We start from the raw sequence: 25570 nt of genomic DNA on the forward strand, positions 1-25570 counted from the left end.
CGTCAGCGCCCGTAGGGGTAGCAGCGGCCGCGATCGAGCGGGATGCCGAGATGCGTCGCCAGCACCCGGATCGCCTCGGCGTGCTCGACGTATGGATCGCGGTTGCCGATGCCGACGACGATCGGGCAGCCCGCCCCCCACGGCACCATGGCGGTGGCGAGCCCGTTGCCCTCCGGGTCGCGCAGGGTGAAGAAGCGCGGCATGGTCCGGCGCAGATGCGCCTTGAGGCCGATCTGCTGCTCGATGAACGGGCCGGAGGGCGGCACGTAGGAGGCCTCGGCGCGGGCCAGGGCCTGGCGGTAGTGCTTCTCGACGGCGTGGCCCATCAGCGCCGATTCGCGGATCGCCTCCGCCTCGGTCTCGATCTGGAACCAGGTCTTCTCGCCGGGGACGTCGCAGACGTAGTCCATCGCTCACCTCGGCGGCTGGAGCATCTTCCGACGAAGCGGATCCCGGTTCGTCGCAGAAGATGCGGCAAAATCAAAGATCTAGAGCCGCGCCCGATCGCAACGTGATCGGGCGCGGCTCCAGTCCGGGCCGTGGCCCACACCTTCAATGTAAGCGCGAACAGGTGGGTTTTGAAGAACCGGCGCGATCCCCCGGCGGATCGCCGGTCCTCAGCCCTGCTGCAACACCTCGCGGCCCTGCGCGGTGATGCGCCAGGCGGCCGAGGCGCTGCCGGGATGGGGGCCGGGCCGCTCGCCCAGGAACAGCAGGTGGCCGTCGTTCTCCAGGGCGCAGAGCCGGCTGTGGTCGCCGGGCCAGGCCCGGTCGGGCTCGCGCCGGAGCGTGATGCAGCCCTCCTGGCTGAGTGCGGCGCGGCTGAGGAGGCGGCGGCGGTGATCGATCATCGCGTCGGATCCTTTCCCTGATTGCGTGCGGCCAGGCGCATCCGGCCCGGCGCGGGGGCGACGGGCGGCACGCGGGGCCGCGGCCGGAGCATCGAGGATCGCCCGCGCCCGGGTTCACGGCCGGCGCGGATCGAGCCGGCGCCACCCTCCGGCGGCGCGGGAGACGTGTGGCGCCGCCCGTCCCCGGGCGGCGAAGCGGCGTTCGGGCCCACGCTGTGCGCGGACCGGCCAAGCCAAGCTTAGCAGCTAGGCCCTGCGATGCAACCGGGATGGTTTCGAGATCGTAACCGCCGGCTGGCGCCGCGACTATCGCCGGAGGGGCGTCAGCATGAGACCCGGATGGCGCCCGATCGCTGGCGTCACGACGAGGTGTGAAAGCCCGCAGCCGCGCGCGTGATCGTGCGGTGTACTGTTGCCTCGGCCGGATCCGGGGGCGGTCCACTGTCCGCGAGCATCGAGAACCGGCGACGGGGCAAGCGCTTCATCGCACCGTTCCCGGAGGTGCGGTCGGTGCCGCCCGGTCCCGCTCCTGAGAGAATCAGCCCCGCCCCATTAAGATCCGGCCGGCCTGCTCCCAGCCGCCGAAAAGGTCCGCCCCCGCGCAGGCGAGGCCGACCGTCAGCAGGGTGATCCAGAGCGCGATGTGGCCGGCCGCTTCGAGCGGGCGCCAGCCGTACTGGCGGAGCTGTGAGTACATGGCCGGCTCACTGCGCCGTTATGGTTAACGTTTCGTTAACGCGGGTCGTAGACGGCTCATTCTCGGGGAAGGCTTCTAACGGGCCGGGGATGTCCTTTCCGCCGGCATCGCTTTGATCCACGATACCCGGCGGGCCACCGCCCCACGACCGTCCCCGTCCACCGCCCGAGGCTGCCCATGAGGTCACGGTACGATGCGCAGGCGCGAGCGCTCTACCTGCGCTTCGCCGCGGTTCCCATCGTCGAGAGCGAGGAGGTGTATCCCGGCCTGATCGTCGACTTCGATGCCGACGACAGAATCGTGACCATCGAGATCCTGGACGTCCCGGACCCGCATGCATCGGAGAGACGACCGCGCGCAAGTCGGGAGAATGGTGCCGCTGGGGAGGATTGAACTCCCGACCTCGTCATTACCAATGACGCGCTCTACCACTGAGCTACAACGGCGCGCCGGTGCCGCGCTGCCCGCCCGAACCGGGACCGGACAGCCTTCAGACACACCGAGCGAAATCTCTGACTCTCACGGTGAAGGTGGTGCCGCTGGGGAGGATTGAACTCCCGACCTCGTCATTACCAATGACGCGCTCTACCACTGAGCTACAACGGCCCGTCGGCGCCGCTCGTCTCGCCCATGGCCGCGTGGCCGGGCGAACCGTGGTGCGCCGAAGACGAGCGGGGGGATAGCGGATCACCCGGCGCATTGCAACAGGCTGGCCGCCGGGAATCTCTGCCAGGAATCGCCACCCCGCCCCGGCCCGCCCGTCACCGCGCCCCTGGCCCGCACCTTGCTTCAGAGTTCCCGCAAGGGCAGCACGCCGTGGGGGGCTTTCTCGTTGGACATCGAACTCGCCAGCCTGACCAAGCGCTACGGCGACACCGTCGCGGTCGATTCCATCGACCTGAAGATTCGCTCGGGCTCGTATTGCTGCCTGCTCGGGCCGTCCGGCTGCGGCAAGACCACGACGCTGCGGATGATCGCCGGGCACGAGACGGTGTCGTCGGGCGACGTGGTGATCGGCCCGAAGGCCGTCGGCGACCTGCCGCCGGCCCAGCGCGGCACCGCGATGATGTTCCAGAGCTACGCGCTGTTTCCCCACCTCACCTGCCGCGACAACGTCGCGTTCGGGCTCAAGATGCGGGGCGTCCCCAAGGCCGAGCGGATCAAGCGCGCCGAGGCGATGCTGGCGCTCGTCCAGATGGACCACCTCGCCGGGCGGCTGCCGGCGCAGCTCTCGGGCGGTCAGCAGCAGCGGGTGGCGCTGGCGCGCGCCCTCGTCACCGGCCCGAAGGTGCTGCTCCTCGACGAGCCGCTCTCGGCCCTCGACCCGTTCCTGCGGGTGCGGATGCGGACCGAGCTGAAGCGGCTGCAAAGCGAACTCGGCATCACCTTCGTGCACGTCACCCACAGCCAGGAGGAGGCGATGGCGCTCTCCGACCTCGTGGTGGTGATGAATGGCGGCCGCATCGAGCAGGCGGCCGATCCCCGCACGGTGTTCGAGCGCCCGGCCACCGCCTTCGTCGCCCGCTTCATCGGCGGCCACAACGTCATCGCGCTGCCCGACCGGCGCGTCGCCGTGCGGGCCGACCGGATGCGCCTCGGCCCGGAAGCCGGCCCGGAGGCGAGAAGCGCCCGCGTCGTCGCGGTCGAGTACCAGGGCAGCACCGTGCACGTGAGCCTGGAGGCGCCCGACCTCGCCGCCGAACCCAATGCGCCGCTCACGGCGATCCTGAGCGACCACGCCTATGCCGGCCACCCCCTCGCCCTCGGAGACACGGTGCGGGTGGGCTGGCCGGCGAACGAGGCCCACCGCCTCGACGCCTGACGACTTTCAAAGAGGGGAGAATCCAGCATGACCGAGATGAAGACACCTCGCCTGTCGCGCCGCACGCTGCTGCAGGGCGCCGGCGCCGCGGCCGGCCTCGCCGCCGGCTCGGGCGTCATCACGGGCTTTCCGGCGATCATCGCCGCCGAGCCGGTGACCCTGCGCTACCTCGGCACCGCCGTGAACCAGAGCGGCGACATCGCCCGCAAGGTGAAGGAGGATCTCGGCATCACGATCGAGTACATCCCGGTCGTGACCGACGAGGTGTCGAAGCGCGTCGTCACCCAGCCGAACTCGTTCGACATCGTCGATTCGGAGTATTTCAGCCTCAAGAAGCTGATGCCGTCGGGCAACCTCGTCGGCATGGACGCCAAGCGCATCAAGAATGCCGACAAGATCACCCCGGTCTTCACCAGGGGCGAGGTCGGGGGCAAGAAGATCGGCGACCAGGGCACGGCGCCCAAGAAGGTCTTCTATCTCGAAGGTCCGACCTCGACCAAGTTCGCCTCGTCCCCGACCGAGTGGATCACCCTGATCCCGACGACCTACAACGCCGACACGCTCGGCATCCGCCCCGACCTGATCAAGCGCCCGATCACCTCGTGGAAGGAACTCCTGAATCCCGAGTTCAAGGGCAAGGCGTCGATCCTCAACATCCCGTCGATCGGCATCATGGACGCCGCGATGGTGGTGGAGGCGACCGGCGACTACACCTATCCCGACAAGGGCAACATGACGAAGGCCGAGATCGACCGCACCATGAAGGTGCTGATCGAGGCCAAGCGCGCCGGCCAGTTCCGCGCCTTCTGGCAGGACTTCAACGAATCCGTGAACCTGATGGCGTCGGGCGAGACGGTGATCCAGTCGATGTGGTCGCCGGCCGTCACCAAGGTGCGCTCGCAGGGCGTCGCCTGCACCTACCAGCCGCTCAAGGAAGGCTATCGCGCCTGGGCCACCGGCTTCGGCCTGCCCAAGACCCTGACCGGCAAGAAGCTCGATGCTGCCTACGATTTCATCAATTGGTTCCTGTCGGGCTGGGCCGGTGCCTATTTGAATCGCCAGGGCTACTATTCGGCGGTGCTGGAGACGGCGAAGGCCCACATGGAGCCCTACGAATGGGCATTCTGGATGGAGGGCAAGCCGGCCGAGAAGGACATCAAGGCCCCGGACGGCACCGTGATGGAGAAGGCTGGCGCGGTGCGCGACGGCGGCTCGTTCGAGCAGCGGATGGGCGCGGTCGCCTGCTGGAACTCGGTCATGGACGAGAACACCTACATGGTCCGCAAGTGGAACGAGTTCATCGCCGCATGAGCACGGTCGCGGCTCCAGCCCTCCCGGAGGCGGCGCAAGCCGCCTCCACCCCGACGGGCCTCGCCGCCGCGACGCGGCGCCAGCGCCGTCTCGCCTACTGGCAGGCGATGCCGCTCGGGCTCGTCTTCCTCGTGTTCTTCCTGGTGCCGCTGGCGCTGACCCTGATCGTCAGCTTCTGGGAGTACAACGAGTACGAGATCATCCCGTCCTTCACGCTCCAGAACTACGTCGACGTGTTCGACGGCTGCCTGTCGGGTGCCGACCTCTGCACCACCTTCCGGACCTACCTGTCGACGCTGAAGTTCTGCCTGCTCGGCTGGGCCGCGACGCTCACGATCGGCTTCACGGTGGCCTACTTCGTCGCCTTCCACGTCCGCTCGACGGCGATGCAGACGGTGCTGTTCCTGATCTGCACCATCCCGTTCTGGACCTCGAACGTGATCCGGATGATCGCCTGGGTGCCGCTGCTCGGGCGCAACGGCCTCGTCAACGACACGCTGATGGGCCTGGGGTTGATCCGGTCTCCGATCGAGGGGCTGCTCTACTCCGACTTCTCGGTGGTGCTGGCCTTCATCCACCTCGACACGGTGTTCATGATCGTGCCGATCTTCAACTCGATGATGCGGATCGACCGCTCGCTGATCGAGGCCGCCAGTGATGCCGGCGCCACGCCCTGGCAGACCCTGTGGAACGTCATCGTGCCGCTGTGCAAGCCCGGCATCGCCATCGGGTCGATCTTCGTGCTCACCCTCATCATGGGCGACTTCGTCACGGTGGGCGTGATGGGCGGCCAGCAGATCGCCTCGGTCGGCAAGGTGATCCAGGTGCAGATGTCCTACCTGCAATTCCCCGCGGCGGCCGCCAACGCGGTGGTGCTGCTCGGCGCCGTGATGGTGCTGATCGCCGCGCTCACCCGCCTGATCGACCTGCGCCGGGAGCTTTAGAGAGATGCGCCGCGACGGGCCCCGCCCCTTCTCGTTCTACGTGCTCGCGGCCTTCTTCGGGCTGTTCGTGCTCTTCCTCTACGGGCCGACCCTGACGATCCTGGTGCTGAGCTTCCAGGGTCCGCAGGGCGGCCTCACCTTCCCGATGAACGGGGTCTCGACCTTCTGGTTCTCGCGCCTCTGGGCCGGGCTCGGCGTCGTCGACATCTGGGCGGCGTTCCGGCGCTCGCTGGCGCTCGGCGTCGTGGTGATGGGGCTCACCGTCACCATCGCGTTCTTCGCGGGCCTCGCCTTCCGCAAGGGCTTCCTCGGCCAGACGCCGCTGTTCTACGTCGCGGTGGCGAGCCTGATCGTGCCCTCGATCGTGGTCTCGCTCGGCATCGGCCTCGAGTTCCGGCTGATCGACGAGGGCATCAAGGCGCTCGCCGCCCGGACCGGCTGGGGCTTCCTCCAGGACCACGGCACCGTGATGGGGCTGTTCACGTCGGCACTCGGCGCCCACCTGACCTGGACCCTGCCCTTCGGCCTCCTCATCATGTTCGCGGTGTTCAACCGCTTCAACCCGGCCTACGAGGAGGCCGCCCGCGATCTCGGCGCCACCGGCCCGCAATCGCTCCGCCACGTCGTGGTGCCGATCATCCTGCCGTCCCTCGTCGGCGTGGCGCTCTTCGGCTTCACCCTGTCCTGGGACGAGCTCGCCCGCACCAGCCAGGCGATCGGCGGGCGCAACACCCTGCCGCTGGAGCTGCAGGGCCTCACCACCACCGTGACGACGCCGGAGATCTACGCGCTCGGCACCGTGACGACCGGCGTCTCGCTCCTCGTCATCGGGCTCGCCTTCGGCAGCTTCCTTGCCATCCAGCGCCGGCGGGCGAAGCGGGTGACGCTGCCGGGCACCTGAAGGCGGTGCACGCCGGACACACATCCGTCACAATCCGGCAACCGTCCGCCCGGCGCCGTTGAACCCTGCCGCAGGGTCGCGCACTCTCCCTTGCGTCAACGATCCGCGACGCGCGGACGGGACATACGGGGAGCAGGGGATGCGCGGGGGCAGGCGGCTTCTCGGGTCGGTGGCGGGGCTCGCCGCCCTGCACGGCGCCGGGCACGGAGCGCTCGCCGCGGACTTGCCGGCGCGCAAGGCGGCGCCGGTCGAGTACGTCCGGATCTGCACCACCGAAGGCGCCGGCTTCTTCTTCCTCCCCGGCACCGATACCTGCCTGCGGGTCTCGGGCCGGGCGCAAGCCCAGGCCGGCTACGTCCAGTCCTACAGCCGCTCGGGCGCCAACGGCGACCTCACCAACTTCCTGGGCGCCGGCCGGCTCAACCTCGATGCCCGCACGCAGACCGCCTACGGCACCCTGCGCACCTTCGTGCGCATCGATATCGCCAGCCGCACCGGCAACTACGTCACGTCGGGCTCGCAGCAGCGCATCGGCCGCGCCTTCCCGGCGCTCGGCGTCGACGCGTTCGGCCGCGCCCAGACCTTCGTGAACGTCGACAAGGCGTTCATCCAGTTCGCCGGCCTCACCGCCGGCCGCGCCAGCTCGTTCTACGACTTCTACGCCCACGACTTCGAGCTCGCGGCGGTCTCGCTCGGCTCCGACGTGTTCTCCACCAACCTGATCGCCTACACGGCGAAGATCGGGGAGGGCTTCTCGGCGACGCTGTCGGTCGAGGACCCGCTCCACCGCAAGAACCCGATCTTCGGCAACGGCATCGCCGGCAACACCGCGAGCCAGTTCCAGGTCTTCCTGCCCGGCAGCGGCGACTTCGCCCCGCTCCTGGCCACCAACGCCGCCGGGGTGCCGGTGGGCGAGGCGTTCTACGACGTGGTGCAGCGCTCGCGCCTGCCGGACTTCGTCGGCGCCCTGCGCTACGACGCGAAATGGGGCTCGGCGCAGGCCTCGGCCGCCCTGCACGAGATCAACGCCGGCAACGCCGCGTCGCTGACGCGCTTTGCCGGGGCGCCGGCCGACGCCGTCGCGACCCGGCGCCCGGCCACCACCTACGGCTTCGCCGTGCAGGGCGGCCTCAAGCTCAACCTGCCGACGATCGCGGCCGGCGACGCGCTCTACCTCCAAGGCGCCTACGGCGAGGGGGCGACGCTCTATACCGGCTACGCCAACTACACCGCCAGCTACGCCGCGACCTCGGCGCTCGGCCAGGGCACCTCGGTGCCGCAGGACTTCGTCGACGCGGTGCTCGACCCCGTCACCGGCCGCCTCGACCGCTCGACGAGCTGGACGATCCTCGCCTCCTACCTGCACAACTGGTCGCCCGAGTGGCGCTCGGCGGTCTTCGGCAGCTACGGCGAGATCGCGTTCGGCAAGGCGGCGCGGACCGGGCTCGGCCTCCTCAACTTCGCCGGCGTCCCGAACCCGGTGACGCGGCCCGGCGCCTTCGCGCTCAGCGGCCTGCTGCGCGACACCAACCAGCTCGTGACCGGCCTCAACCTGATCTGGTCGCCGGTGCGCGAGCTCGATATCGGGCTCGAGGGCCTCTACAGCCGCGTCGGTCTCCAGTCCGGCCGCACGATCGACCTCGGCCGCTATCCCGGCGCCGTCGTCGCCGACGTGGTCGACGGCGTGCCGGTCACCGCGGCCGGCGCGCCGTTGCGGACGGTGACCAGCACCGACGTGTTCCAGCTCCGGATGCGGGTCCAGCGCGACTTCTGATCCCGCGGCGACCGGATTTCCCGGTCCGCCGACAGGCATTATGCCGCATCGCGGGCGCCGCCGGACGCCCTTGTGCGCGCTTGGTCTGCCCGGAAAGGCCGATCGAGGCGCCGCTTCGCTGCCACGCGCCGGCGTCGAGGCCAGCGGTGTCACATTATACCATGTGAATCGCGCAACTCTATCGATACTGCCTTGACGTCATCACCGGCACGGCCGTCGCGATATGGCCCAGTCATCGCGTCCGGAACGGCTAGATAATTTTTCCCCGAAACCTCGCCTGCCCGATTGCCGCCGCATTCCGATCTTTGCTGCACCGCAGCATCCACTCGCAGACCCGGGTGCCGCGCGGGTTCCAACTGGTGGAAGATGTGATCGATAAACCGTTCCATCACGTCGGTGTGAAAATTCAAAACGCTCGTAATCAAATATAAAAGATCCGTTAAAAAATTTGACCGAATCTCGCAGTGCGGTATTTCAAGAACAATCGCATCAACGAGAGACATGGGCTGCCCGTTCGGGCGCGCTCCTGATCGTCGGTGCTCGCCCGCAACGCGTCGATCGGAGGTCCCGGTGACCCAATCGTCTTCCAGCCCGCAGGTGCCGCATCGGCACCGTGGCCTCGTCCGGCTGTCGAGCGTCGGCCTGGCCTCGGTCCTCGCCCTCCTGATCGGAACCTCCGTCCTGCCGCCGCTGGTCGCCGACCAGTCGGACCGCGCGGTGGTCAACGCCCCGGTGGCGCTCCTGACCGCGCCGATCTCGGGCGACATCGCGGCGATTCCGGTCAAGCCCGGCGACAGCGTCGAGCCCGGCGCGCTGCTCGCGCGGATCTCCAACCCGCGGGTCGACCGCACGACGTCGATCCAGCTCGACAGCAAGGTGACCGACCTGCGCGAGCGGGCGCTCTCGGCCGAGCGCAAGCGCCTGTCGAACCTCGCCTATCTCGCGAGCCTCGATTCCGCGATCGCGCTCCAGTCGGACGGCATCGCCCAGATGTTCCGCTCCGAGATCGAGGGCCTGAAGGCCAAGATCGCCTCGGCCCAGGCCTCGGCCGAGGAGAAGAAGGTCCTGATGGATCGCCAGATCAACATGGTGTCGCGCAACGTCGCCAGTCCCGACATGGTCAAGTCGACCTCTCAGGCCTACAACGCGGCGCAGCAGGAGCAGAAGGCGGCCGAAGCGAAGCTGCTGCAGAAGACCACCCAGCTCGACGGCCTCAACCGCAAAGTCTATGCCGGCGAGGAACTGAGCGGGCTTGCCGAGATCACGCAGAAGCGCCTGGCGATCTTCTACGACGCGCAGCGCCTGCAGATCGAGGAGACCGAGCTGAAGGCGGCGCTCGGCGAGCAGCAGCGCCTGCTCGCGCGCGAGAACACCCGCATCGACAGCCTGTCGGGCACCGAGATCCGCGCGCCCGGCGGCGGCTTCGTGCTCAACGTGGGGGCGAGCGTCGGCCGCCACGTCACCGCCGGCGACAGCCTTGCCGCCCTCGTCGATTGCGAGCAGAGCTTCGTCGTCGCGATCTTCTCCTACCGCCAGGGCCAGAACCTCCAGGTCGGCAGCCGCGTCACCATCAACGGCGGGCCGGCCGGTCAGCAGCCCGGCACCGTGACGGAGATCCTGCCTAAGACTAGCGACAAGGCCGACGCCGCCTACGCGGTGCCCTTCCCCCAGACCGAGCGGCGCGAGCTCTACGTCCTGGTCAAGCCCGAACCGGCGGCGATTCCGGCTGCCGCGACCGGCGCCACGGCACCGACCAACAGCTGCGGCGTCGGCCGCTGGGTCAGCGTGACCCGCGAGGCCGGCTGGGTGCCCTCGACCTCAATGCTGTGGCGCTCGGTCGGCGACCATGCCGCCAACCTCGCCACGCAGGCCGGCACCGTCGTGACGGCGGCGCTGAAGCCGTTCACCGCGGAGACCGCGGTCGCGGCGGACGAGCCCGCCGCGCCGGCCCCGCAGCAGGCCGGTGCGCCCGCGCCGCAGCCGGTCGCCGCTCCCGTCGCCTCTCCGGCCCCGCAATCGGTCGCCGCTCCCGCCCCGCGGCCGGCCAAGGCGTCCGCACCGGTGGCCGACCCCGAGACCACCGCCACGACCGCGCCGACCGCGAACCGGCGCGCCGACGCGGTGCCGCTGCCGCCGCAGCGCCCGCAGGAATTCGGGCCGGACGCGGCCGAGCAGAAGCGGGGACGGCGCGAGCAGAGGGCCGAGCGCTGAAGGCGCGGCGGGCGCCAGCCCTTCCCGCCGCGATCGGCCTCCTCGCCGGCCTGCTGACCGGCCTCGGGGCGCCGGTGGGAGCGTCCCGGGCGCAGGCCGCGCCCCCCTTGTGCGGCGCGGTCGCCGCCGCCCTCGATGCGGCGGCGCCCGGGGGCGGGCCCGCCTTCGCGGCGAGCTACGGGCCGGGTCCGGGCGAGGCGCAGGTGCCGCTCCCGCTGCGCAACGCCGCCTTCGCGTACGACAACGCGCTCGCGGCGATCGCGCTGACCGCCTGCGGCGACGCGGGGCGCGCCCGCCGGATCGGCGACGCGTTCCTGGGCGCGCTGGGCTCGGACCGCACCTTCGCGGACGGGCGGGTGCGCAACGCCTACCGGGCCGGGCCGGCGACCGCGCGCCCGGTGCTGCTGCCGGGCTGGTGGGACGGGGAGGCCAAAAGCTGGTCGGAGGACCGCTACCAGGTCGGCAGCGCCACCGGCAACGTCGCCTGGGTCGGCCTCGCACTCATGACCCTGCACGAGGCCACCGGTGAGGTGCGCTACCGCGCCGGCGCCGCCCGGCTCCTCGGCTGGATCACCGCGAACACGGCCGGCCCCCTCGGCTTCACCGGCGGCCGCGACGGCTACGACCCCGAGCAGGCACCGCTGCCCTGGGCCTCGACCGAGCACAACCTCGACGTCGTGGCCCTCGGCACCTGGCTCGGCGAGGACGGCGCGACGGCGGCGCGCTCCGCCCGCGCCTTCGTCGACGCGGCGTTCGATGCGACGGCGGGCTGCTTCCGGATGGGGACCGGGCCCGACGGGCGGATGCGCGACACGGCCGAGATCGCCCTCGATACCCAGCTCTGGCCGCTCCTCGCGGTGGCCGAGCCGCCGGCGCCCTGGCGCCGGGCCCTTCCTTGCGCGGACGAACGCCTCGGCGTGGAGGGCGGGTTCGACTTCAACGACGACCGCGACGGGCTGTGGGTCGAGGGCACGGCGCAGGCCGCCCTCGCCTACCGCGCCGCCGGCGACCACGCCCGCAGCGCGGCGCTGCTCGCGCGCGCGCTGCGGGAGCGGGCGCCCTCCGGCCTCCTCTACGCGACGCGGGAGGCGAAGGTCACCACCGGCCTGACGATCGGGCCGGGGAGCACCACGCCGGACTTCCTCTACTTCCGCCGCCCGCATCTCGGCGCCACGGCCTGGGCCGTGCTGGCGCAGGCGGGCTGGAACCCCTTCGACGGCAAGCATCTGAGGTAGCACGCATGTTCGGCACTCCCGGCGACGTCTCGACGGTGCTCGCCCTCAACCTCGCGGTGGCGCTGGCACTCTACGCCCTGCCGGCGCTGCTCGTGCCGCAGCGCGCCTACGACCGCTGGGTCTTCGGCGGCCTCACGGCGGCGCTCGTCGTCACCTACGTCTCGTGGCGCTGGACCGACACCCTGCCGCCGTTCGAGCTCTCGGCCGAAGCCCTGTGGCCGTACCTGTTCTTCACCTTCGAGGCGGTGGCGATCACCTACACGCTGATGTCGATCGCGATCCTGATGCGCTACAAGGACCGCTCGGCCGAGGCCGACTTGGCGCAGGCGCGTCACGAAACCGCGAACGACTGGCCGGCGGTCGACGTCTTCATCTGCACCTATAACGAGCCCATCGACGTGCTCGAGAAGTCGATCCTGCCGGCGCTCGCCATCGACTACCCGCACAAGACCGTCTGGGTGCTCGACGACACCCGGCGCGACTGGCTGCGCGACTATTGCGACAAGGTCGGTGCGCGCTACCTGCGCCGGCCCGACAACAAGGGCGCCAAGGCCGGCAACCTCAATAACGGCCTGCGGGCGACCGCGACCGAGACGAACGCCCCCCTGATCCTGGTCCTCGACGCCGACTTCGCGCCGCAGCCCGACATCCTGACGCGGATGGTCGGCCTGTTCGACGATCCCCGCGCCGCGGTGGTGCAGTCGCCGCAATTCTTCTTCAATGCCGACCCGATCCAGCACAACCTCTCGGCTTCCGAGAGCTGGGTCGACGATCAGCGCATCTTCTTCGATGTGTTCCAGCCGGCCAAGGACGCCTGGGGCTGCTCGTTCTGCGTCGGCACCTCGTTCATCGTGCGCCGCGACCGGCTGAACGAGATCGGCGGCTTTCCCGACGCGGCGATCTGCGAGGACCTGAACCTCTCCTGCGGCATGATGCGGGCGGGCTACCGCACCCACTGGCTCAACGAGCGCCTGAGCATGGGCCTCTCGGCGGAAGGGCTGCCGGAATACATCACCCAGCGCACCCGCTGGTGCCTCGGCACGATGCAGGTGGCCCTCCTGCGCTCCGGTCCGCTGCTGGGCTCCGGCTACACGCCGATCCAGCGCCTGCACTTCGTCCACGGCGTGCTGAACTGGCTGTGCAAGCCGTTCATCGTCTTGATGCTGATCGCGCCGTCGATCTACTGGTTCGCCGGGCTGCCGGCCTTCCAGGCCGACTACCTCTCGTTCCTGCGCTTCGGCTTGCCGATGCTGCTGGCGGTGTGGGCCTACAACGGCTGGATCTCGGGCTCGCGCACCCTGCCGCTGTTCATGGAGGTCACCCACACGATGACGGCGCTGCCGATCACCGTGACGCTGGCGGTGGCCGCCGTGAAGCCGTTCGGCCGGCCGTTCAAGGTCACCGACAAGGGGGGCGACCGCTCGCGGATGATGGTGCGCTGGCGCCTCGCCGCCCTGTTCGGCGGCTTCTCGCTGCTCTCGGCCTTCAGCATCGTCTGGGCCTTCGTGGCGCCCGACGCGGCCTCGGAGGTGTCCTCGATGGACTACTTCAACCTGGTCTGGGCCGGCGTCGCGATGGTGCTGACCTTCGTGGCCTTCCTGGTCTGCTTCGAGTACCCGCGCGCCGACCTCCTGTTCCCGTGCGCCCTCGACGCGGTGGTGGAGGCGGGCGGGCGCTCGATGCCGGCCCGGGTCACCCATCTCTCGACCGACCGCGCCACCCTCGACCCGGACGTGCCGGTTTCCGCGGGCGCCGTGCTGCACCTGCCGGGCATCGGCGCCGTGCCGGCGGCGCCCCTCGGCGAGGGCCTGGTGCGGCTCGACCCGGACTTCGCCCAGCGCCGCGCCCTGGTGCTGATGCTCTACGGCACGCCGCGCGACCGCATCGCCCGCCAGGCGCGGCTGTCGGGGGCGATGGCCGGGCTGGTGCGGCGGGGGTTCGGGTTGTCGTGACCTGTGCCCGTGGTCGCGAGGCGGGTCACCTTTCGTCCGGCGACCACTCGGGACTGTAGCCACCGAGGGCGGGGTGGTACATCTCGTCGCCGGAGTGCTGCGTGAACTCCACGTTGAGGCGATCCTCCGCCAAGCCGAGCACCTCGACGCAATGGGCGCAGAGCGCCTTGGCAACCTGCATCCGCAACTCGGCCGAGCGCCCCTTCCGGATGTCCAGCATCATCACGGCGACCGGGACCGGCTCGCCGCCGGCTTCCGGTATCCGCCACACGCCACCCTCGCCCAGCTCACGGATGGCGACGCTGATCCGCCTGATATCGACCGACATCATCTCCGCGTAGGTCCGGCTCATCAGCGCGGCGAGGCGCTTCTTGGCTGCCACGGAATGCGGTCCGGTGACGTCGAGCTGAAGATAAGGCATGGACGCGTCCTCAAGGGCATTTTCCATCGGAGTGGAATTCCGGTTCGTCGAAAACAATGCGGCAAACTCGAAGACCTGGAGCATCATTCGATCGGGGCGCTATTGAATGATGCTCCGGGCTCAGGCCGCGCTCACCGTTCCGAGCCCGTAGCGCGGCGAGGGCTTGGCGTTGTTGAACTTGGCCGAGATCGCGCGGCGGTCCTCCTCCCAGCGCGACCAGTCGCCGATCTCCTGGAGACCCGGGATGGTGACGAGCTCGCCCTGGTCGAGACCGGCCAGCGCGGCATCGACCAGATCGGCCGCCGACATGGTGATCGACGACGTCTTCTGCGCCGCGTAGCCCGCAACGTCCCAGAACTCGGTGGCCGTCGCGCCCGGCAGCACGGTCTGGACGCGCACGCCCTTGCTCGCGAGATCCTTCTGCAGCGAGTGTCCGAAGCTGAGAACGTAGGACTTCGAGGCGCTGTAGACGCCGTTGAGCACCTCGGCCGCGATGCCGACGACGGACGAGATGTTGACGATGGTCCCCGAGCCGCGCGCCACGAAGGCCGGCGCGACCGCGTAGGTCAGGCGGGTCAGCGCGGTGACGTTGAGCTGGATCATCGCCTCCATCGCGTCCACGTCAGCCTGGAGGATCGACGCGACGGAACCGATGCCGGCGTTGTTGACGAGCAGGGTGATGCTCGCGTCCTCGCGCAGGCGGGCCTCCAGGCGCGCGAGATCGTCCTTGCGGCCGAGGTCGGCCTTGAACGGCTCGACCCTGCGGCCCGTCTCGCGGGCCAGGCGGTCGGCCAGTGCGTGCAGGCGCTCCTCGCTGCGGGCGACCAGCAGGAGATCGTATCCCCGCTTGGCGAGCCGGTCGGCGTAGACCGCGCCGATGCCGGCGGACGCGCCGGTCACCACGGCGAGGCCCCTGGCGGCGGGGCTCTGGCTGTACTGGTTGGCCATCGTCTCTCTCCTGATCCTTCGCGCCAGTGGCTGGCGGCGTTCGATGGGAGAAAGCTACCGTTGCTGCGGCGCGGCGCAAATGTCATACTTGCGTCGATTCAGGACATAGGGACTCCGCCATGCAGCGCCTCGGCTTCGTCGTCTATCCGGACTGCTCGGTCATGGCGCTGGCGGCCGTCTCGGCCTTCGAGGTCGCCGACCTGATGGCGGACGGTGCGACCTACGACATCCACTTCGTCTCCGAGCGGGGCGGGCCGGTCCGCACGTCGGCCGGCATGACGATGGAGACGGAGATCTTCGGCGAGATGGCCTTCGACACGCTCGTCGTCGGCGGCGGCAGCTTCGTTCATCCGACGACGCCGGACCTCGTCGCCCTCGTGCGGCGCGCGGCCATCGAGGCACGGCGCGTCGCCGCGATCTGCACGGGAGCCTTCATCCTCGGCGAGGCCGGCCTGCTCGACGGCCGGCGGGTCACGACGCATTGGATGCACGCGCGGGAGTTGCAGAGCCGGTTCCCGGCCTGCTCGGTCGAGCCGGACCGCATCTACGTCACCGACGGGCCAATCTGGACGTCAGCGGGCATGAGCGCCGGCCTCGATCTCGCGCTCGCCCTGATCGAGGCGGATCTCGGTCAGGAGGTGGCGAAGGCGGTCGCCAGAAAGCTCGTGCTCTATCACCGCCGGGCGGGCGGACAGTCTCAGTTCTCGACCCTGCTCGACCTCGGCGCGAAGTCGGACCGCATCCAGGCCGCCCTGACCTATGCCAAGCAGAACCTCCACCGCTCGCTATCGGTGGAGGAACTGGCGGAGGCCGCCCGCCTCAGCCCACGCCAGTTCAGCCGCGTCTTCCACGCCGAGACCGGCCAGTCGCCCGCGAAGGCGGTTGAGACCCTGCGCGTCGAGGCGGCGCGCGTGCTGATGGAACGCAGCCGGCATCCGGTCGACGCCGTCGCCGACCAGACCGGCTTCTCGGACCGCAACCGGATGCGCCGCGCGTTCCTCCGTGCGTTCGGGCAGCCGCCGCAGGTCATCCGGCGCAATGCGCGCGGGACGCCGGATACGGCGAGCGCGTAGCGCGGAACGGCCGCCAGACCCGCGCGGCGCGACCGTGTCGCCGTCCGCGCTGCAACCAGGACGGTCGGGGACGGCCGCGAACCGTTCTTCCTTGGTCGCGGGGCCGTCCGGTGACGGAAGACCCGCGCCTCCTTTTTCCCGCAGGCCTCCCGTCAATCCGTCGTCCGCACCGTCCAGGTCGCCCGGCGGATGCCGTCCGCCGCGCCGAGCTTCGCGATCACCGCGTCGATCTCCTCCGGCTCGATCGCGGTGCTGACCAGGGTGGCGACCACCTCGACATCGTCGTCGCCGCGCTCCTCGACGTCGACCTCGCTCACCGGGTAGTGGGCCGCCTCCAGGCGCTCGACCAGGAGGTCGCGCACCTCCGACAGGCGGTCGGTGTCGGTGGTGGCGCGGACCTCGTAGGTCGCCTCGGAATCGCGCTCGTCGATCGGGATGCGGTTGATCGCGTTGACGAGGGGCCGCAGCAGCGTGTTGCCGGCGAGCACCGCGACGGTGACGAGCGCCGCCTCCGCCGCGAGATCGACGCCCGACAGGGCGCCGACCGCGGCCGAGCACCACAGCGTCGCCGCGGTGTTCAGGCCGCGGACGTTCATCCCCTCCTTCATGATGACGCCGGCGCCGAGGAAGCCGACGCCCGAGACCACGTAGGCGACGATGCGGATCGCGCCGTCGCCGTGACCGATGCGCATGCCGAGATCGACGAAGGCGGCGGCTCCCACCGCCACCAGCACGTTGGTGCGCAGGCCCGCGGTGCGCTGCCGGTACTGGCGCTCCGCCCCGATCAGCGTGCCGAGCACGAAGGCGCAGAGCAGGCTCAGGGCCGAGTTCAGGAATTCGCCGGCCTGGAAGGCCTGGATGATCGCCATCGCGTCGCGCCGCTCGTGAGGGATGTGCGCCAGCCCCGCGCGGCCCAGCGCCGAAACCCTGGCCTATAGCGGGGCCGTGTGACGGCCGGATAGCGCCGCCGTCAGGGCACGGTCTTGCCGGAGGGGGACGTCTTGGACGAGGGCACCTTGGACGAGGACGTCTTGGTATCCGGCCCCCTCAGCGCCGACCCCTTCAGGCTCTGGGCCTTGACCACCTTCGCCTTGTCCTTGCGGGCCTTGGCGCCCTCGGCTCCGGCGGCGCGGATCAGGGCGGCGAGCCCGGCCTCGGTCACCGCCTCCGCCGCCTCCGGCACGCTGAACCAGCGGCACTCGCGCTCGGCCTGCTCGGGCCAGGTCTTGAGCTGCTTGCGCACCTCCAGGCGGAAGACCTGGACCTGGCACAGGACCGCGTCGCGGCTCTTCAGGCGCTTGTTGTAGAAGTAGCTGCCGAGCGCCCGCCGGCCGACTCGGCCGATCAGGCCCGCCTCCTCGTAGGCCTCGCGGGCGGCGGCCTCGTAGTTCTTCAGGCCCTTCATCGGCCAGCCCTTGGGCACCACCCAGCGCCGGGTCTCGCGGGAGGTGATGAGCATGACCTGGAGGCCGCCATCCGGCCCGGGCCGGACCGGCAGCACGGCGACCTGCCGGCGCGGCTCGCCGCCGCGCTCCGACCAGCCGGTCAGGAACCCCGCCAGGGCCTTCAGGCTCTTCATGATCCGGCGCGGTCCGCGGCGGAACGGCGGCCCGGGCGGCAGCGGGGAGGACGGCTTGGGCGAGAGCTCGGGCAGGGCCGGGGGCAGGTCACGGATGTCACGTCGCGGCGCACTCGCTGGTCCGTTCCCGGGCCGATACCCGGGACACCCCGTTTGGGAGGGATCCCGGCGCGGGTTCCCCTCGCGAGAAACCGCATCGGCCGGGAAAGATCCATCGGGCACGCTTCCGCGGTCCGGACTCCCTCGCGGCGGACGACGCACCCCTCCCGTCCCTTTAGCCGTGACGGGCCGCAGCGCTCAAGCAGGATTTGTTAACCGGCAAAACAATCGTCGCGCCGGGGTCAGGGCTCGCCGCCGAGGGTGGCGATGAGGGCGTCGAGCCGGGCGCGCAGGTCGGCGATCTCGCCCTCCGACATTTGCAGGGTCCGCACCACCGAGCGGCGCACCTCGACCGCCTCGGCCTGGAGGGCCTGGCCCTCCTCGGTCAGGCTGATCTCGACCTCGCGCTCGTCGGCCTGCCGCCGGGTGCGGCGCACGAAGCCGGCGGCCTCGAGGCGCTTGAGCACCGGGGTCAGCGTGCCGGAATCGAGGCGCAGGCGCCGGCCGATGTCGGAGACGGTCAGCCCGTCATTCTCCCACAGCACGATCAGCACGAGGTACTGCGGATAGGTGAGGCCCAGCCGCTCCAGCAGCGGCCGGTAGCACTTCGTCATGCGGTGGGAGGCCGCGTAGAGGGCGTAGCAGAGCTGGTTGTCGAGCCGCAGCGCTTCCACACCTGACAGGACAGGCTCGAGAGAGTTCATGTTCACACCATACCGACGGCACCTGGGCGCCGCCCCCGCCGCAGGATCTTCATTCAGCCAGCCTAACACGCCAGCCGGACCACCGAAATCCATGCGGATGCGTTCGATGGTGAACGATCATCTCTCGGATGGGGCTGCATCCGCAACAGCATAAGATGGGCGACAGGATCGCGGCCGCCCGAAATCACGGGCCCGGCCGGAAAATCCCGGCGCGCTCCGGCTCAGCGCCGGCCGTCGAGCGGCGGACGGAGGCGGCGCTCGACCAGCGGCCGGCCGGCCCGGCGCTCGACGATCACCGTGCGCGGACCGCGCAGGCCGCTGCCGGTGCTGATGATCCGCTCCGGCGCGCGCTCGGTCTTCGGCTTGGCGGCGAGCGCCTGCGCCGCCTGGAGCACGTGCGGGCGCACCTCCTCTAGCGGCAGGCCGATCAGGCCCGCGGCGATCTCGACCTGCTGCTCGACGTCGTCGGCGAGGTCCTGCGCCGCCGCCACCGCCTCGGAGACGGTGGGGGGCTCCTTGCGCACCCGGATCGGGGGCAGGTTGCGGGGCTTGTCGGTCGGCTTCTTCACGGGGCGGCTCATCATCATGCGGCTGAGCATAGCGCGGAGATCGCGATTGTTGCAGTGCAACACGCGCATGTCCAACCCGGCGCCGCTGGAATGGTTGCGCCTCCCTCACGGTTAGTCCCCGCTGCGGCCAGGGGAATTCGAGCCCGTCCGGTGCGCGGAACGGGATATCGGGCATAACGTCGCAGCCCTGCGCGGCGTCCGGCTTGCCCGGACCCGGCGGACCTGGGAGACTTGGGCGGCCATGACCGATCTGCCCCGCCTCGACCCGCGCCTGACCCCCGCCCGGCCCGACCTCGCCGACGAGCGCCTGCGCGGCCGCGTCGAAGCGGCGCGCTACGTGCCCGGCCGGGCGCAGCGGATCGTCGTGCCCGTCGCCCCCTTGCGGCGCGCGCCCGATCCGGCCGCCGCCCTCGACAGCGAGGCCCTCCTCGGCGAGGCCGTCACGGTCTACGACGTGCGCGACGGCTGGGCCTTCGCGCAGCTCTCCGCCGACGGCTATGTCGGCTACCTCCCGGCCGAGGCGCTCGGGCCTGCGGATCCCGCCCCGACCCACCGGGTCTCGGCCTTGCGCACCTTCCTCTACCCCGCCGCCGACCTGAAGCGTCCGGTCCTCGGTGCGCTCGGCCTCGGCGCCCTCGTGGCGGTGGCGGCGCGGGAAGGCGCCTACGCGCGCCTCTCCGACGGGTCCTTCGTCTGGGCCGGGCACCTCGCGCCCCTCGGTGCGGTCGAGCCCGACGTCGCCGCGACGGCGCTTCGCTTCCTCGGCACGCCCTATCTCTGGGGCGGGCGCAGCAGCCTCGGGCTCGACTGTTCCGGGCTGGTCCAGACGGCGCTCGCCGCCGCCGGCATCCCGGCGCCACGCGACAGCGACCAGCAGGAGGCGGCGCTCGGCGAGGCTTTGGCGCTCGCCCCGGATCTTTCCGGCCTGCGGCGAGGCGACCTGGTATTCTGGCGCGGCCATGTCGGGATGATGCTCGACGAGACCCGGCTGATCCACGCCAACGGCCACCACATGGCGGTGGCGGTCGAGCCCCTGGCCGAAGCCGAAGGCCGCATCCGCGCCGGCCGGACCGGGCCGGGCACGGGAGACGGGGCGATCCTCACGGTGCGGCGCCTGAAACCCGCCGCCTGACAGGGCGTTCGGCCAGTCCGGCGCGGCGACGATCGCCGTAACCCTGCGGCAATTTCGCCCGGCAGGACGGCGATGTCGCGCGTAATTCCGTGGACATCTGGCGGGATCTTGATTGCGCGCGGCCGTTCATGCCTCGCGCCGGCCATAACCCGCGGTAGAATGGCGCCGGGAACCGCCGCCGGCGGTCCTTTGTCTCCCGAGCCCTGAGGACACCTGCCCGCGATGCTGACCGGTTCGGCCATCACCCGCGCCCTCGTCATCGTCGTGCTGGCCGCCGGCCTCGCCGGGCTGTGGCAGTTCCTGATGCCGCGCGCCGCCGGCCCGCACGTCTCCGAGCCGCAGAAGCGCGCCGAGGCCGGCCGGAGCACGGCGCCGGCCCCGACCAGTGGGGACGCGGTGCGATCGGTCTATCCGGGCGGCCCGCGCCCGGCCGATCCGCCGGCGCCGCGCCCGGCCCCGACGGCGGAGGCGCCCCCGGCGGCGAGCCCCGCCCCCGCGAGCCCCGTTCCCATGCCGGCGCCGGTTCCCGCGCCGCCTCCCGCTCCGGCGCCCTCCCCTCCCCCGGTGTTCACCCCGGCCGCGCCCTCCGCGCCGCTGCCGCCGGCCGAGACCACCGCCGACGCGCCGTCGGGCGGCACGGTCGATCTCAACACCGCCAGCGTGGCGGAACTGAACGGCCTGGGCGGCGGCATGATCGGCAAGGCGATCATCGCCAAGCGGCCCTATGCCTCCCCGGGCGAGCTCCTGTCGAAGCGGGTGCTGAGCCGGGCGACCTACGACAAGATCAAGGGTCAGGTGACGGTGCGGTAAGTTTTCGGATTCTCATGCCGGAGGCGCGGCCGTTCCATCCGGCGTCGCGATCGCGCTCCCGTTCGCATCGATCCCGGATTTCGCTGCAAGGCACCGGGATGACCAGGGAGACCTGGATCCGGCCGGCCGAACCGAACCGGCCTTCGGAACGAGATCGTGGCCGGCACCGGCCCCCGGATGCGCCGCACCGGGGGCCGTTCCGCTCACGCCGCCATCGGCGCCGGGATCTCGGTCTCGCGCTCGGTCACGAGGTCGGCGGCGATGCGGCCGGAGCCGGCTGCCATGGTCCAGCCGAGCGTGCCGTGGCCGGTATTGAGCACGAGGCCGCGGATCGCGGTGCGGCCGAGATAGGGAACGTTCGAGGGCGTGGTCGGGCGCAGGCCGCTCCAGGCGGTGGCGGCGGAAAAGTTGCCGGCATTCGGGAAAGTGCGCCGGGCGTTCTCCAGGATCGCCGCGACGCGCGCGGCATCGAGGTGGCGAGTGTAGCCCGACAGTTCGGCGGTGCCGGCGACGCGCAGGTGGGTGCCGAGGTTCGAGTAGACCAGCTTGTACTCGTCGTCGGTGAGGCTGACCTGCGGGGCGCCGTTATGGCCCTCGATCGGGATCGAGACCGAGTAGCCCTTGGCCGGGTAGATCGCCAGGTTGACGCCGTAGCGGCGCAGGAACGGCGCCGACCACGCGCCGAGCGAGACGACGACGTTCGGGGCGGTGAGCCGCTGGTGCCCGCCCGCCACCATCGCCTCGACGCCGGTGATCCGGTCGCCGCTTGGCGAGAGCAGCAGGCGCGTCGCCTCCGAGCCGTACAGGAAGGTCGCGCCCATCGCGGCGGTGCGGGCGGCGAGCGCCTGGGTGAAGGCGCGGGCGTCGCCGCTCTCGTCCTCCGCCGTGTAGGTGGCGCCGACCACGTCGTCGATGGCGTGGGCGAAGGCCGGCTCGATCGCCAGCACCTCGTCGCGCGAGACCACCCGGCGCTCGCAGCCGTGCTGGCGCATCAGTTCGGCGACGGGCTTGGCCGCCTCGAACTCCCGGGCGTCGCGATAGAAATGCAGGATGCCGAGGGTCTTCTCCGCGTAGGACAGGTTCTCCGCGGCGCGGATCTCCTGGAGCTTGGCGCGGCTATAGGCGCCGAGCCGCACGATCTCGACGGTGTTGCGGCGTGCCCGCTCGGGGGTGCAGTTGCGCAGGAAGCCGGCGATCCACGACCACTGGTGCCGGTCGAGGCGGGGCGTGAACAGGAGCGGCGCCTTCGCGTCGAACAGCCACTTCATCACCTTGAGCGGCGCCGAGGGGTTCGCCCACGGCTCGGCGTGGCTCACCGAGATCTGACCGCCATTGGCGTAGCTGGTCTCGAGGCCGGCGCCGCCCTGGCGGTCGATCACGCAGACCGACAGGCCGGCCTTCGCGGCCCAGTAGGCGGTGGCGGTGCCGACGACGCCGGCGCCGAGCACGATGAGGTCGAAGGAGGTTTTCTGTCCCGACACGCGTTCCATCCTTCCCGCCGGTCTTGCGGCAGGTCGCAGGAGTTGGAACTCTGTTCGGGTGGCCTGAGAGATTCGCCGGGCCTTGCGACCCGGCTTGCTCCATCGGCGGGCGTCGAAGCGCCCTCTCCAGAGTGCCCTCTCGATCGCGGTCCTTCTACCTGAGAGCTTCGGCGCGCAGCACGGCTGGCACGCCTTTCCCCTTCGGTGCCGGCGCGAAGCCGGTCTCTCCCGCGATCGTCAACGGACGGCCGAGGCTGTAGCACGGCCGTAGGGTTGCGCAAAAGAGCAAAGATCGGTCGCTCCCGCGCGAGGCGGGATCGACCGCTCCCGCTCAGGCGCGGCAGGCCTCGAAGCCCTTCCGGATGGCGTCCGGATCGAGGTGGCGGCCGATGAACACGACGCGGGATTCGCGCGGGTCGCCCGGCTTCCACTCGTCCTGGAGGTCGCCGTCGAGGATCATGTGCACGCCCTGGAAGACGAAGCGGCGCGGCTCGTCGGGGAAGCTGACGATGCCCTTGCAGCGCAGGATGTCGGGGCCCTGGACCTGGGTCAGGTCGGAGATCCACGGCATGAACTTGTTCGGATCGACCGCGCCGGGGATCCGCGCCGAGATCGACTGGATCTCGTCGGAATGGTGGTGATGGTGGCCTTCCTCCAGGAAGTCCGGCTCGACCTCGATGATGCGCGATAGGTCGAAGGCCTTGCGGTCGAGGACGGTCGCGAGCGGCACGGCGCAGTGCTGGGTGCGGTGGATCTCGGCGGACGGGTTGATCGACCGGATCTGGCGCTCGACCGCGTCGAGGCCGGCCTCGTCGACGAGGTCGGACTTGTTGAGCAGGATCACGTCGGCGAAGGCGACCTGGTTCTTGGCCTCGGGGGCGTCCTTCAGGCGCTCGGACAGCCACTTGGCGTCGGCCACCGTCACCACCGCGTCGAGGGTGGCGGCCTCGCCGACGTCCTGGTCGACGAAGAAGGTCTGGGCGACGGGAGCGGGGTCGGCGAGGCCGGTGGTCTCGACGATGATCGCGTCGAACTTGCCCTTGCGCTTCATCAGCCCGTCCATGATGCGGATCAGGTCGCCGCGCACGGTGCAGCAGATGCAGCCGTTGTTCATCTCGAACACTTCCTCGTCGGCGCCGACCACGAGGTCGTTGTCGATGCCGATCTCGCCGAACTCGTTGACGATCACGGCGTAGCGCTTGCCGTGCGGCTCGGTGAGGATGCGGTTGAGGAGGGTGGTCTTGCCGGCGCCGAGATAGCCGGTGAGCACCGTGACGGGGATCTTGTCGGACATGCGGGGCCGTCTGTTCGCGGGTGAGCCGGGCGCCGGGGGGCGCCGCGACGGGTGATATAGTGTGTCACTCCGCCCGGCGCGAGGCCGGTTCGGGAGGGGTGAACCGGGCGACGTCGCGCAGCAGCTCGACGAAGGCGCGCGCGCCGTGGTCGAGGAGGGCGCGGCCGGCCTCCGCCGTGCCGAGGCGCGCGTCGCCGATGGCGCCGGCCGGGTTGAGATCCTGCGCGTGCCAGGCGAGCGCGGCCGGGCGCCCGGCGCGCAGGTGGGTGTAGGCGCGTTCCATCCGGCGGCTCTCCGGCACGAAGTCGCGGATCGCGTCGCGCCGCACCAGGTCGGGGCGGAGCGCCAGCATCAGGGCGGTCTCGATCCCGCCGCCATGGATGCCGTGGCGCACCTCCTCGTCCGGAAAGAGGCCCGGCGGGGTGCCGAAGCGGCTCCAGGCGGTGGTGACCGCCACCATCCCGTGCCGGCCGCGCAACCCGAGCGCCACGAGGTCCATGAGCGCGCTGTTGCCGCCATGCGAGGAGACGATGACGAGCCGGGTGCAGCCCGCCCGCACCACCCCGTCGCCGATCTCGCCCCAGGCCTGCAGCGCCGTCTCCGGGCTCAGGGTCAGGGTGCCGGGAAAGTCCCCGTGCTCGGGCGACAGGCCGACCGATTGCACCGGCAGCACCCGCACGTCGAGGTCGTCGGGGACGAGGTCCACGATCCGCGCCAGGTAGCCCTCGGCGATGACGACGTCGGTGGAGAGCGGCAGGTGCGGCCCGTGCTGCTCCACGGCCGCCACCGGCAGCACCGCCACGGTGGCGCGCAACCCTCCGTCGCGGCATTCCTCGGTGGTCAGGTCGCCCCAGGGCCGGGCCGGCATTGTGCACTCTCCCTCGCTCGCGCGGCCGACCATAAGCCGCGGACGCATCGGCCGAAACCGCCTCTGCGTCATCCAGGCGTCACAGGCCGGCTGGCATGTGCGCCGTCGGGGGCGCCACGCGGCGCCCCGCCCGCCGTCCTTGCGCCGACACCGCACGCGCGGCAGGATTTGTCTCGAGAGCGGGGGCGGATGCCATGGCAGCGGGCGAGCAGGCTTTGGCCGTGGACGTGCCGCGCCGGTCGGCCAAGCGCCACCGTCCCCCCGGCGCCAAGAGCGTCGGCTGGGCCCTGATGCAGGCGGCCCGCCTCCATCGCGGCCGCATCGGCGACCGCCTGGCCGAGCTCGACCTCTTCGCCGGCCAGGAGCAGGTGGTGCAGGCCCTGGCCTCGGCCGGCACCATGACCATGGGCGACCTCGCCGCGACCCTGCGGGTGCGCCCGCCCACCGCCTCGAAGACCATCACGCGGCTCGCCGCCATGGGGGTGGTCGAGCGCCGGACCGAGGCCGGGGACGGCCGCATCGTCCGGGTGCGGCTGACCGAGTCCGGGTTGGCCAAGGCCGCGGCGATCGAGGGCCTGTGGGACGAGATCGAGGCCGAGATGCTGGAGGGCTTCGACAACAAGGAGCGCCGGCGCCTGCGCAAGCTCCTGCGCCGCGCCGCCCGCAACCTCGCCGAGGCCGCCGGCCTCGAAGCGCACGATTCCGATGCCGAGGCCGAGGACGACCTCGACGGCGGGGATTCCAGCCGCGACATGGACTGACGCGCGGGGCTCGGATCGAGCCGAGGCACGGACTGATCACGCAGCCTATATCTTCCTGCCGAACGGATTAGTTCGCACGCCGCCTGCTCGATCTCGAAGATCAGGCCGCGCATAACCGTTATCGCCTTACCAG

25 protein-coding genes, 2 tRNA genes, 1 pseudogene and 1 riboswitch are annotated in these 25570 nt (G+C 70.9%); of the genes and pseudogenes, 13 read left to right on the plus strand and 15 right to left on the minus strand.

Annotated features, from left to right (window positions below; all coding sequences use genetic code 11):
* Positions 1–2: 2 nt before the first annotated feature.
* The 3 genes from ACS5PV_RS21375 to ACS5PV_RS21385 all read right to left on the minus strand — a co-directional run bounded on the left by ACS5PV_RS21375 (position 3) and on the right by ACS5PV_RS21385 (position 1548).
* A complete protein-coding gene (locus ACS5PV_RS21375) occupies positions 3–410 on the minus strand; it encodes a hypothetical protein (RefSeq protein ID WP_455397357.1) in 408 nt (135 codons plus the stop codon).
* 207 nt (positions 411–617) lie between these two features.
* Positions 618–851 carry a hypothetical protein gene (locus ACS5PV_RS21380; protein ID WP_455397358.1) on the minus strand — a complete coding sequence of 78 codons (234 nt, stop codon included), beginning with the start codon at positions 849–851 and terminating at the stop codon, positions 618–620.
* Positions 852–1389: 538 nt separating this feature from the next.
* Positions 1390–1548, minus strand: coding sequence for a hypothetical protein (locus ACS5PV_RS21385; RefSeq protein WP_455397359.1), 159 nt, complete (start codon positions 1546–1548; stop codon positions 1390–1392).
* 177 nt (positions 1549–1725) lie between these two features.
* On the opposite strand from ACS5PV_RS21385, the gene ACS5PV_RS21390 reads away from it, so the two are divergent.
* Positions 1726–1941, plus strand: a complete 216-nt coding sequence (locus ACS5PV_RS21390; RefSeq protein ID WP_455397360.1) for a DUF2283 domain-containing protein — start codon at positions 1726–1728, stop codon at positions 1939–1941.
* Here the strand turns inward: ACS5PV_RS21390 and ACS5PV_RS21395 are convergent.
* A tRNA-Thr gene (locus ACS5PV_RS21395) sits at positions 1920–1994 on the minus strand. The two genes, ACS5PV_RS21390 and ACS5PV_RS21395, sit on opposite strands and share 22 nt — an antisense overlap.
* Before the next feature lie 85 nt (positions 1995–2079).
* Positions 2080–2154 (minus strand) — tRNA-Thr (locus ACS5PV_RS21400).
* 226 nt (positions 2155–2380) lie between these two features.
* Between ACS5PV_RS21400 and ACS5PV_RS21405 the strand changes: the two genes are divergently transcribed.
* From ACS5PV_RS21405 to ACS5PV_RS21425, 5 genes are all read left to right on the plus strand, one after another.
* Positions 2381–3370, plus strand: coding sequence for an ABC transporter ATP-binding protein (locus ACS5PV_RS21405; protein WP_455397361.1), 990 nt, complete (start codon positions 2381–2383; stop codon positions 3368–3370).
* A gap of 27 nt (positions 3371–3397) precedes the next feature.
* Entirely contained in the window at positions 3398–4681 is a 1284-nt protein-coding gene (locus ACS5PV_RS21410) for an ABC transporter substrate-binding protein (RefSeq protein ID WP_455397362.1), read from the plus strand.
* Positions 4678–5625, plus strand: a complete 948-nt coding sequence (locus tag ACS5PV_RS21415) for an ABC transporter permease (RefSeq protein ID WP_455397363.1) — start codon at positions 4678–4680, stop codon at positions 5623–5625. Before ACS5PV_RS21410 ends, ACS5PV_RS21415 begins: the two co-directional genes overlap by 4 nt.
* A gap of 4 nt (positions 5626–5629) precedes the next feature.
* On the plus strand, positions 5630–6526 hold the full coding sequence (locus ACS5PV_RS21420) for an ABC transporter permease (RefSeq protein ID WP_455397364.1): 897 nt from the start codon (positions 5630–5632) through the stop codon (positions 6524–6526).
* A gap of 139 nt (positions 6527–6665) precedes the next feature.
* Complete coding sequence (locus tag ACS5PV_RS21425; RefSeq protein WP_455397365.1) at positions 6666–8300, plus strand: porin; 1635 nt, start codon at positions 6666–6668, stop codon at positions 8298–8300.
* A gap of 149 nt (positions 8301–8449) precedes the next feature.
* Here ACS5PV_RS21425 and ACS5PV_RS21430 read toward each other — a convergent pair whose 3' ends face one another.
* Positions 8450–8803, minus strand: coding sequence for a hypothetical protein (locus ACS5PV_RS21430; protein WP_455397366.1), 354 nt, complete (start codon positions 8801–8803; stop codon positions 8450–8452).
* Between the two features lie 67 nt (positions 8804–8870).
* Between ACS5PV_RS21430 and ACS5PV_RS21435 the strand changes: the two genes are divergently transcribed.
* The 3 genes from ACS5PV_RS21435 (at position 8871) to ACS5PV_RS21445 (ending at position 13698) form a co-directional block, all read left to right on the plus strand.
* Positions 8871–10511, plus strand: coding sequence for an HlyD family secretion protein (locus ACS5PV_RS21435; RefSeq protein WP_455397367.1), 1641 nt, complete (start codon positions 8871–8873; stop codon positions 10509–10511).
* A gap of 74 nt (positions 10512–10585) precedes the next feature.
* Positions 10586–11746 (plus strand): hypothetical protein, encoded by a 1161-nt coding sequence (locus ACS5PV_RS21440; RefSeq protein ID WP_455397368.1) that lies wholly within the window; start codon positions 10586–10588, stop codon positions 11744–11746.
* 5 nt (positions 11747–11751) lie between these two features.
* Entirely contained in the window at positions 11752–13698 is a 1947-nt protein-coding gene (locus ACS5PV_RS21445; RefSeq protein WP_455397369.1) for a glycosyltransferase family 2 protein, read from the plus strand.
* A gap of 25 nt (positions 13699–13723) precedes the next feature.
* Here ACS5PV_RS21445 and ACS5PV_RS21450 read toward each other — a convergent pair whose 3' ends face one another.
* Together ACS5PV_RS21450 and ACS5PV_RS21455 are read right to left on the minus strand one after the other, a co-directional pair.
* Complete coding sequence (locus tag ACS5PV_RS21450) at positions 13724–14203, minus strand: tautomerase family protein (RefSeq protein WP_455397370.1); 480 nt, start codon at positions 14201–14203, stop codon at positions 13724–13726.
* A 36-nt stretch (positions 14204–14239) separates the two neighbouring features.
* Positions 14240–15067, minus strand: coding sequence for an SDR family NAD(P)-dependent oxidoreductase (locus ACS5PV_RS21455; RefSeq protein ID WP_455397371.1), 828 nt, complete (start codon positions 15065–15067; stop codon positions 14240–14242).
* A gap of 119 nt (positions 15068–15186) precedes the next feature.
* On the opposite strand from ACS5PV_RS21455, the gene ACS5PV_RS21460 reads away from it, so the two are divergent.
* Positions 15187–16140, plus strand: a complete 954-nt coding sequence (locus ACS5PV_RS21460) for a GlxA family transcriptional regulator (protein ID WP_455397372.1) — start codon at positions 15187–15189, stop codon at positions 16138–16140.
* Between the two features lie 152 nt (positions 16141–16292).
* Here the strand turns inward: ACS5PV_RS21460 and ACS5PV_RS21465 are convergent, their stop codons facing one another.
* The 4 genes and pseudogenes from ACS5PV_RS21465 to ACS5PV_RS21480 all read right to left on the minus strand — a co-directional run bounded on the left by ACS5PV_RS21465 (position 16293) and on the right by ACS5PV_RS21480 (position 19091).
* Positions 16293–17009, minus strand: coding sequence for an MgtC/SapB family protein (locus tag ACS5PV_RS21465; protein ID WP_455397373.1), 717 nt, complete (start codon positions 17007–17009; stop codon positions 16293–16295).
* A 230-nt stretch (positions 17010–17239) separates the two neighbouring features.
* Positions 17240–17719, minus strand: a pseudogene (locus ACS5PV_RS21470) (NUDIX hydrolase); the annotation flags it as partial.
* Between the two features lie 341 nt (positions 17720–18060).
* Positions 18061–18522, minus strand: a complete 462-nt coding sequence (locus ACS5PV_RS21475) for a MarR family winged helix-turn-helix transcriptional regulator (RefSeq protein WP_455397374.1) — start codon at positions 18520–18522, stop codon at positions 18061–18063.
* Positions 18523–18743: 221 nt separating this feature from the next.
* Complete coding sequence (locus tag ACS5PV_RS21480; protein ID WP_455397375.1) at positions 18744–19091, minus strand: hypothetical protein; 348 nt, start codon at positions 19089–19091, stop codon at positions 18744–18746.
* Between the two features lie 241 nt (positions 19092–19332).
* Between ACS5PV_RS21480 and ACS5PV_RS21485 the strand changes: the two genes are divergently transcribed.
* Complete coding sequence (locus ACS5PV_RS21485) at positions 19333–20223, plus strand: C40 family peptidase (protein WP_455397376.1); 891 nt, start codon at positions 19333–19335, stop codon at positions 20221–20223.
* Positions 20224–20445: 222 nt separating this feature from the next.
* Positions 20446–21033 carry a helix-hairpin-helix domain-containing protein gene (locus ACS5PV_RS21490; protein WP_455397377.1) on the plus strand — a complete coding sequence of 196 codons (588 nt, stop codon included), beginning with the start codon at positions 20446–20448 and terminating at the stop codon, positions 21031–21033.
* Between the two features lie 203 nt (positions 21034–21236).
* Here ACS5PV_RS21490 and ACS5PV_RS21495 read toward each other — a convergent pair whose 3' ends face one another.
* From ACS5PV_RS21495 to ACS5PV_RS21505, 3 genes are all read right to left on the minus strand, one after another.
* Positions 21237–22514 carry a D-amino acid dehydrogenase gene (locus tag ACS5PV_RS21495; protein ID WP_455397378.1) on the minus strand — a complete coding sequence of 426 codons (1278 nt, stop codon included), beginning with the start codon at positions 22512–22514 and terminating at the stop codon, positions 21237–21239.
* Positions 22515–22650: 136 nt separating this feature from the next.
* A riboswitch (glycine riboswitch) is annotated at positions 22651–22755 on the minus strand.
* Between the two features lie 90 nt (positions 22756–22845).
* Positions 22846–23808: a CobW family GTP-binding protein gene (locus ACS5PV_RS21500; protein WP_455397379.1), complete on the minus strand. Its 963-nt coding sequence runs from the start codon at positions 23806–23808 to the stop codon at positions 22846–22848.
* Between the two features lie 64 nt (positions 23809–23872).
* Complete coding sequence (locus ACS5PV_RS21505) at positions 23873–24676, minus strand: creatininase family protein (RefSeq protein WP_455397380.1); 804 nt, start codon at positions 24674–24676, stop codon at positions 23873–23875.
* A gap of 194 nt (positions 24677–24870) precedes the next feature.
* Here ACS5PV_RS21505 and ACS5PV_RS21510 point away from each other — a divergent pair, with 194 nt between their 5' ends.
* On the plus strand, positions 24871–25437 hold the full coding sequence (locus tag ACS5PV_RS21510; RefSeq protein ID WP_455397381.1) for a MarR family winged helix-turn-helix transcriptional regulator: 567 nt from the start codon (positions 24871–24873) through the stop codon (positions 25435–25437).
* The last annotated feature ends 133 nt before the right edge of the window (positions 25438–25570 follow it).

This window comes from Methylobacterium sp. Gmos1 (assembly GCF_053764715.1).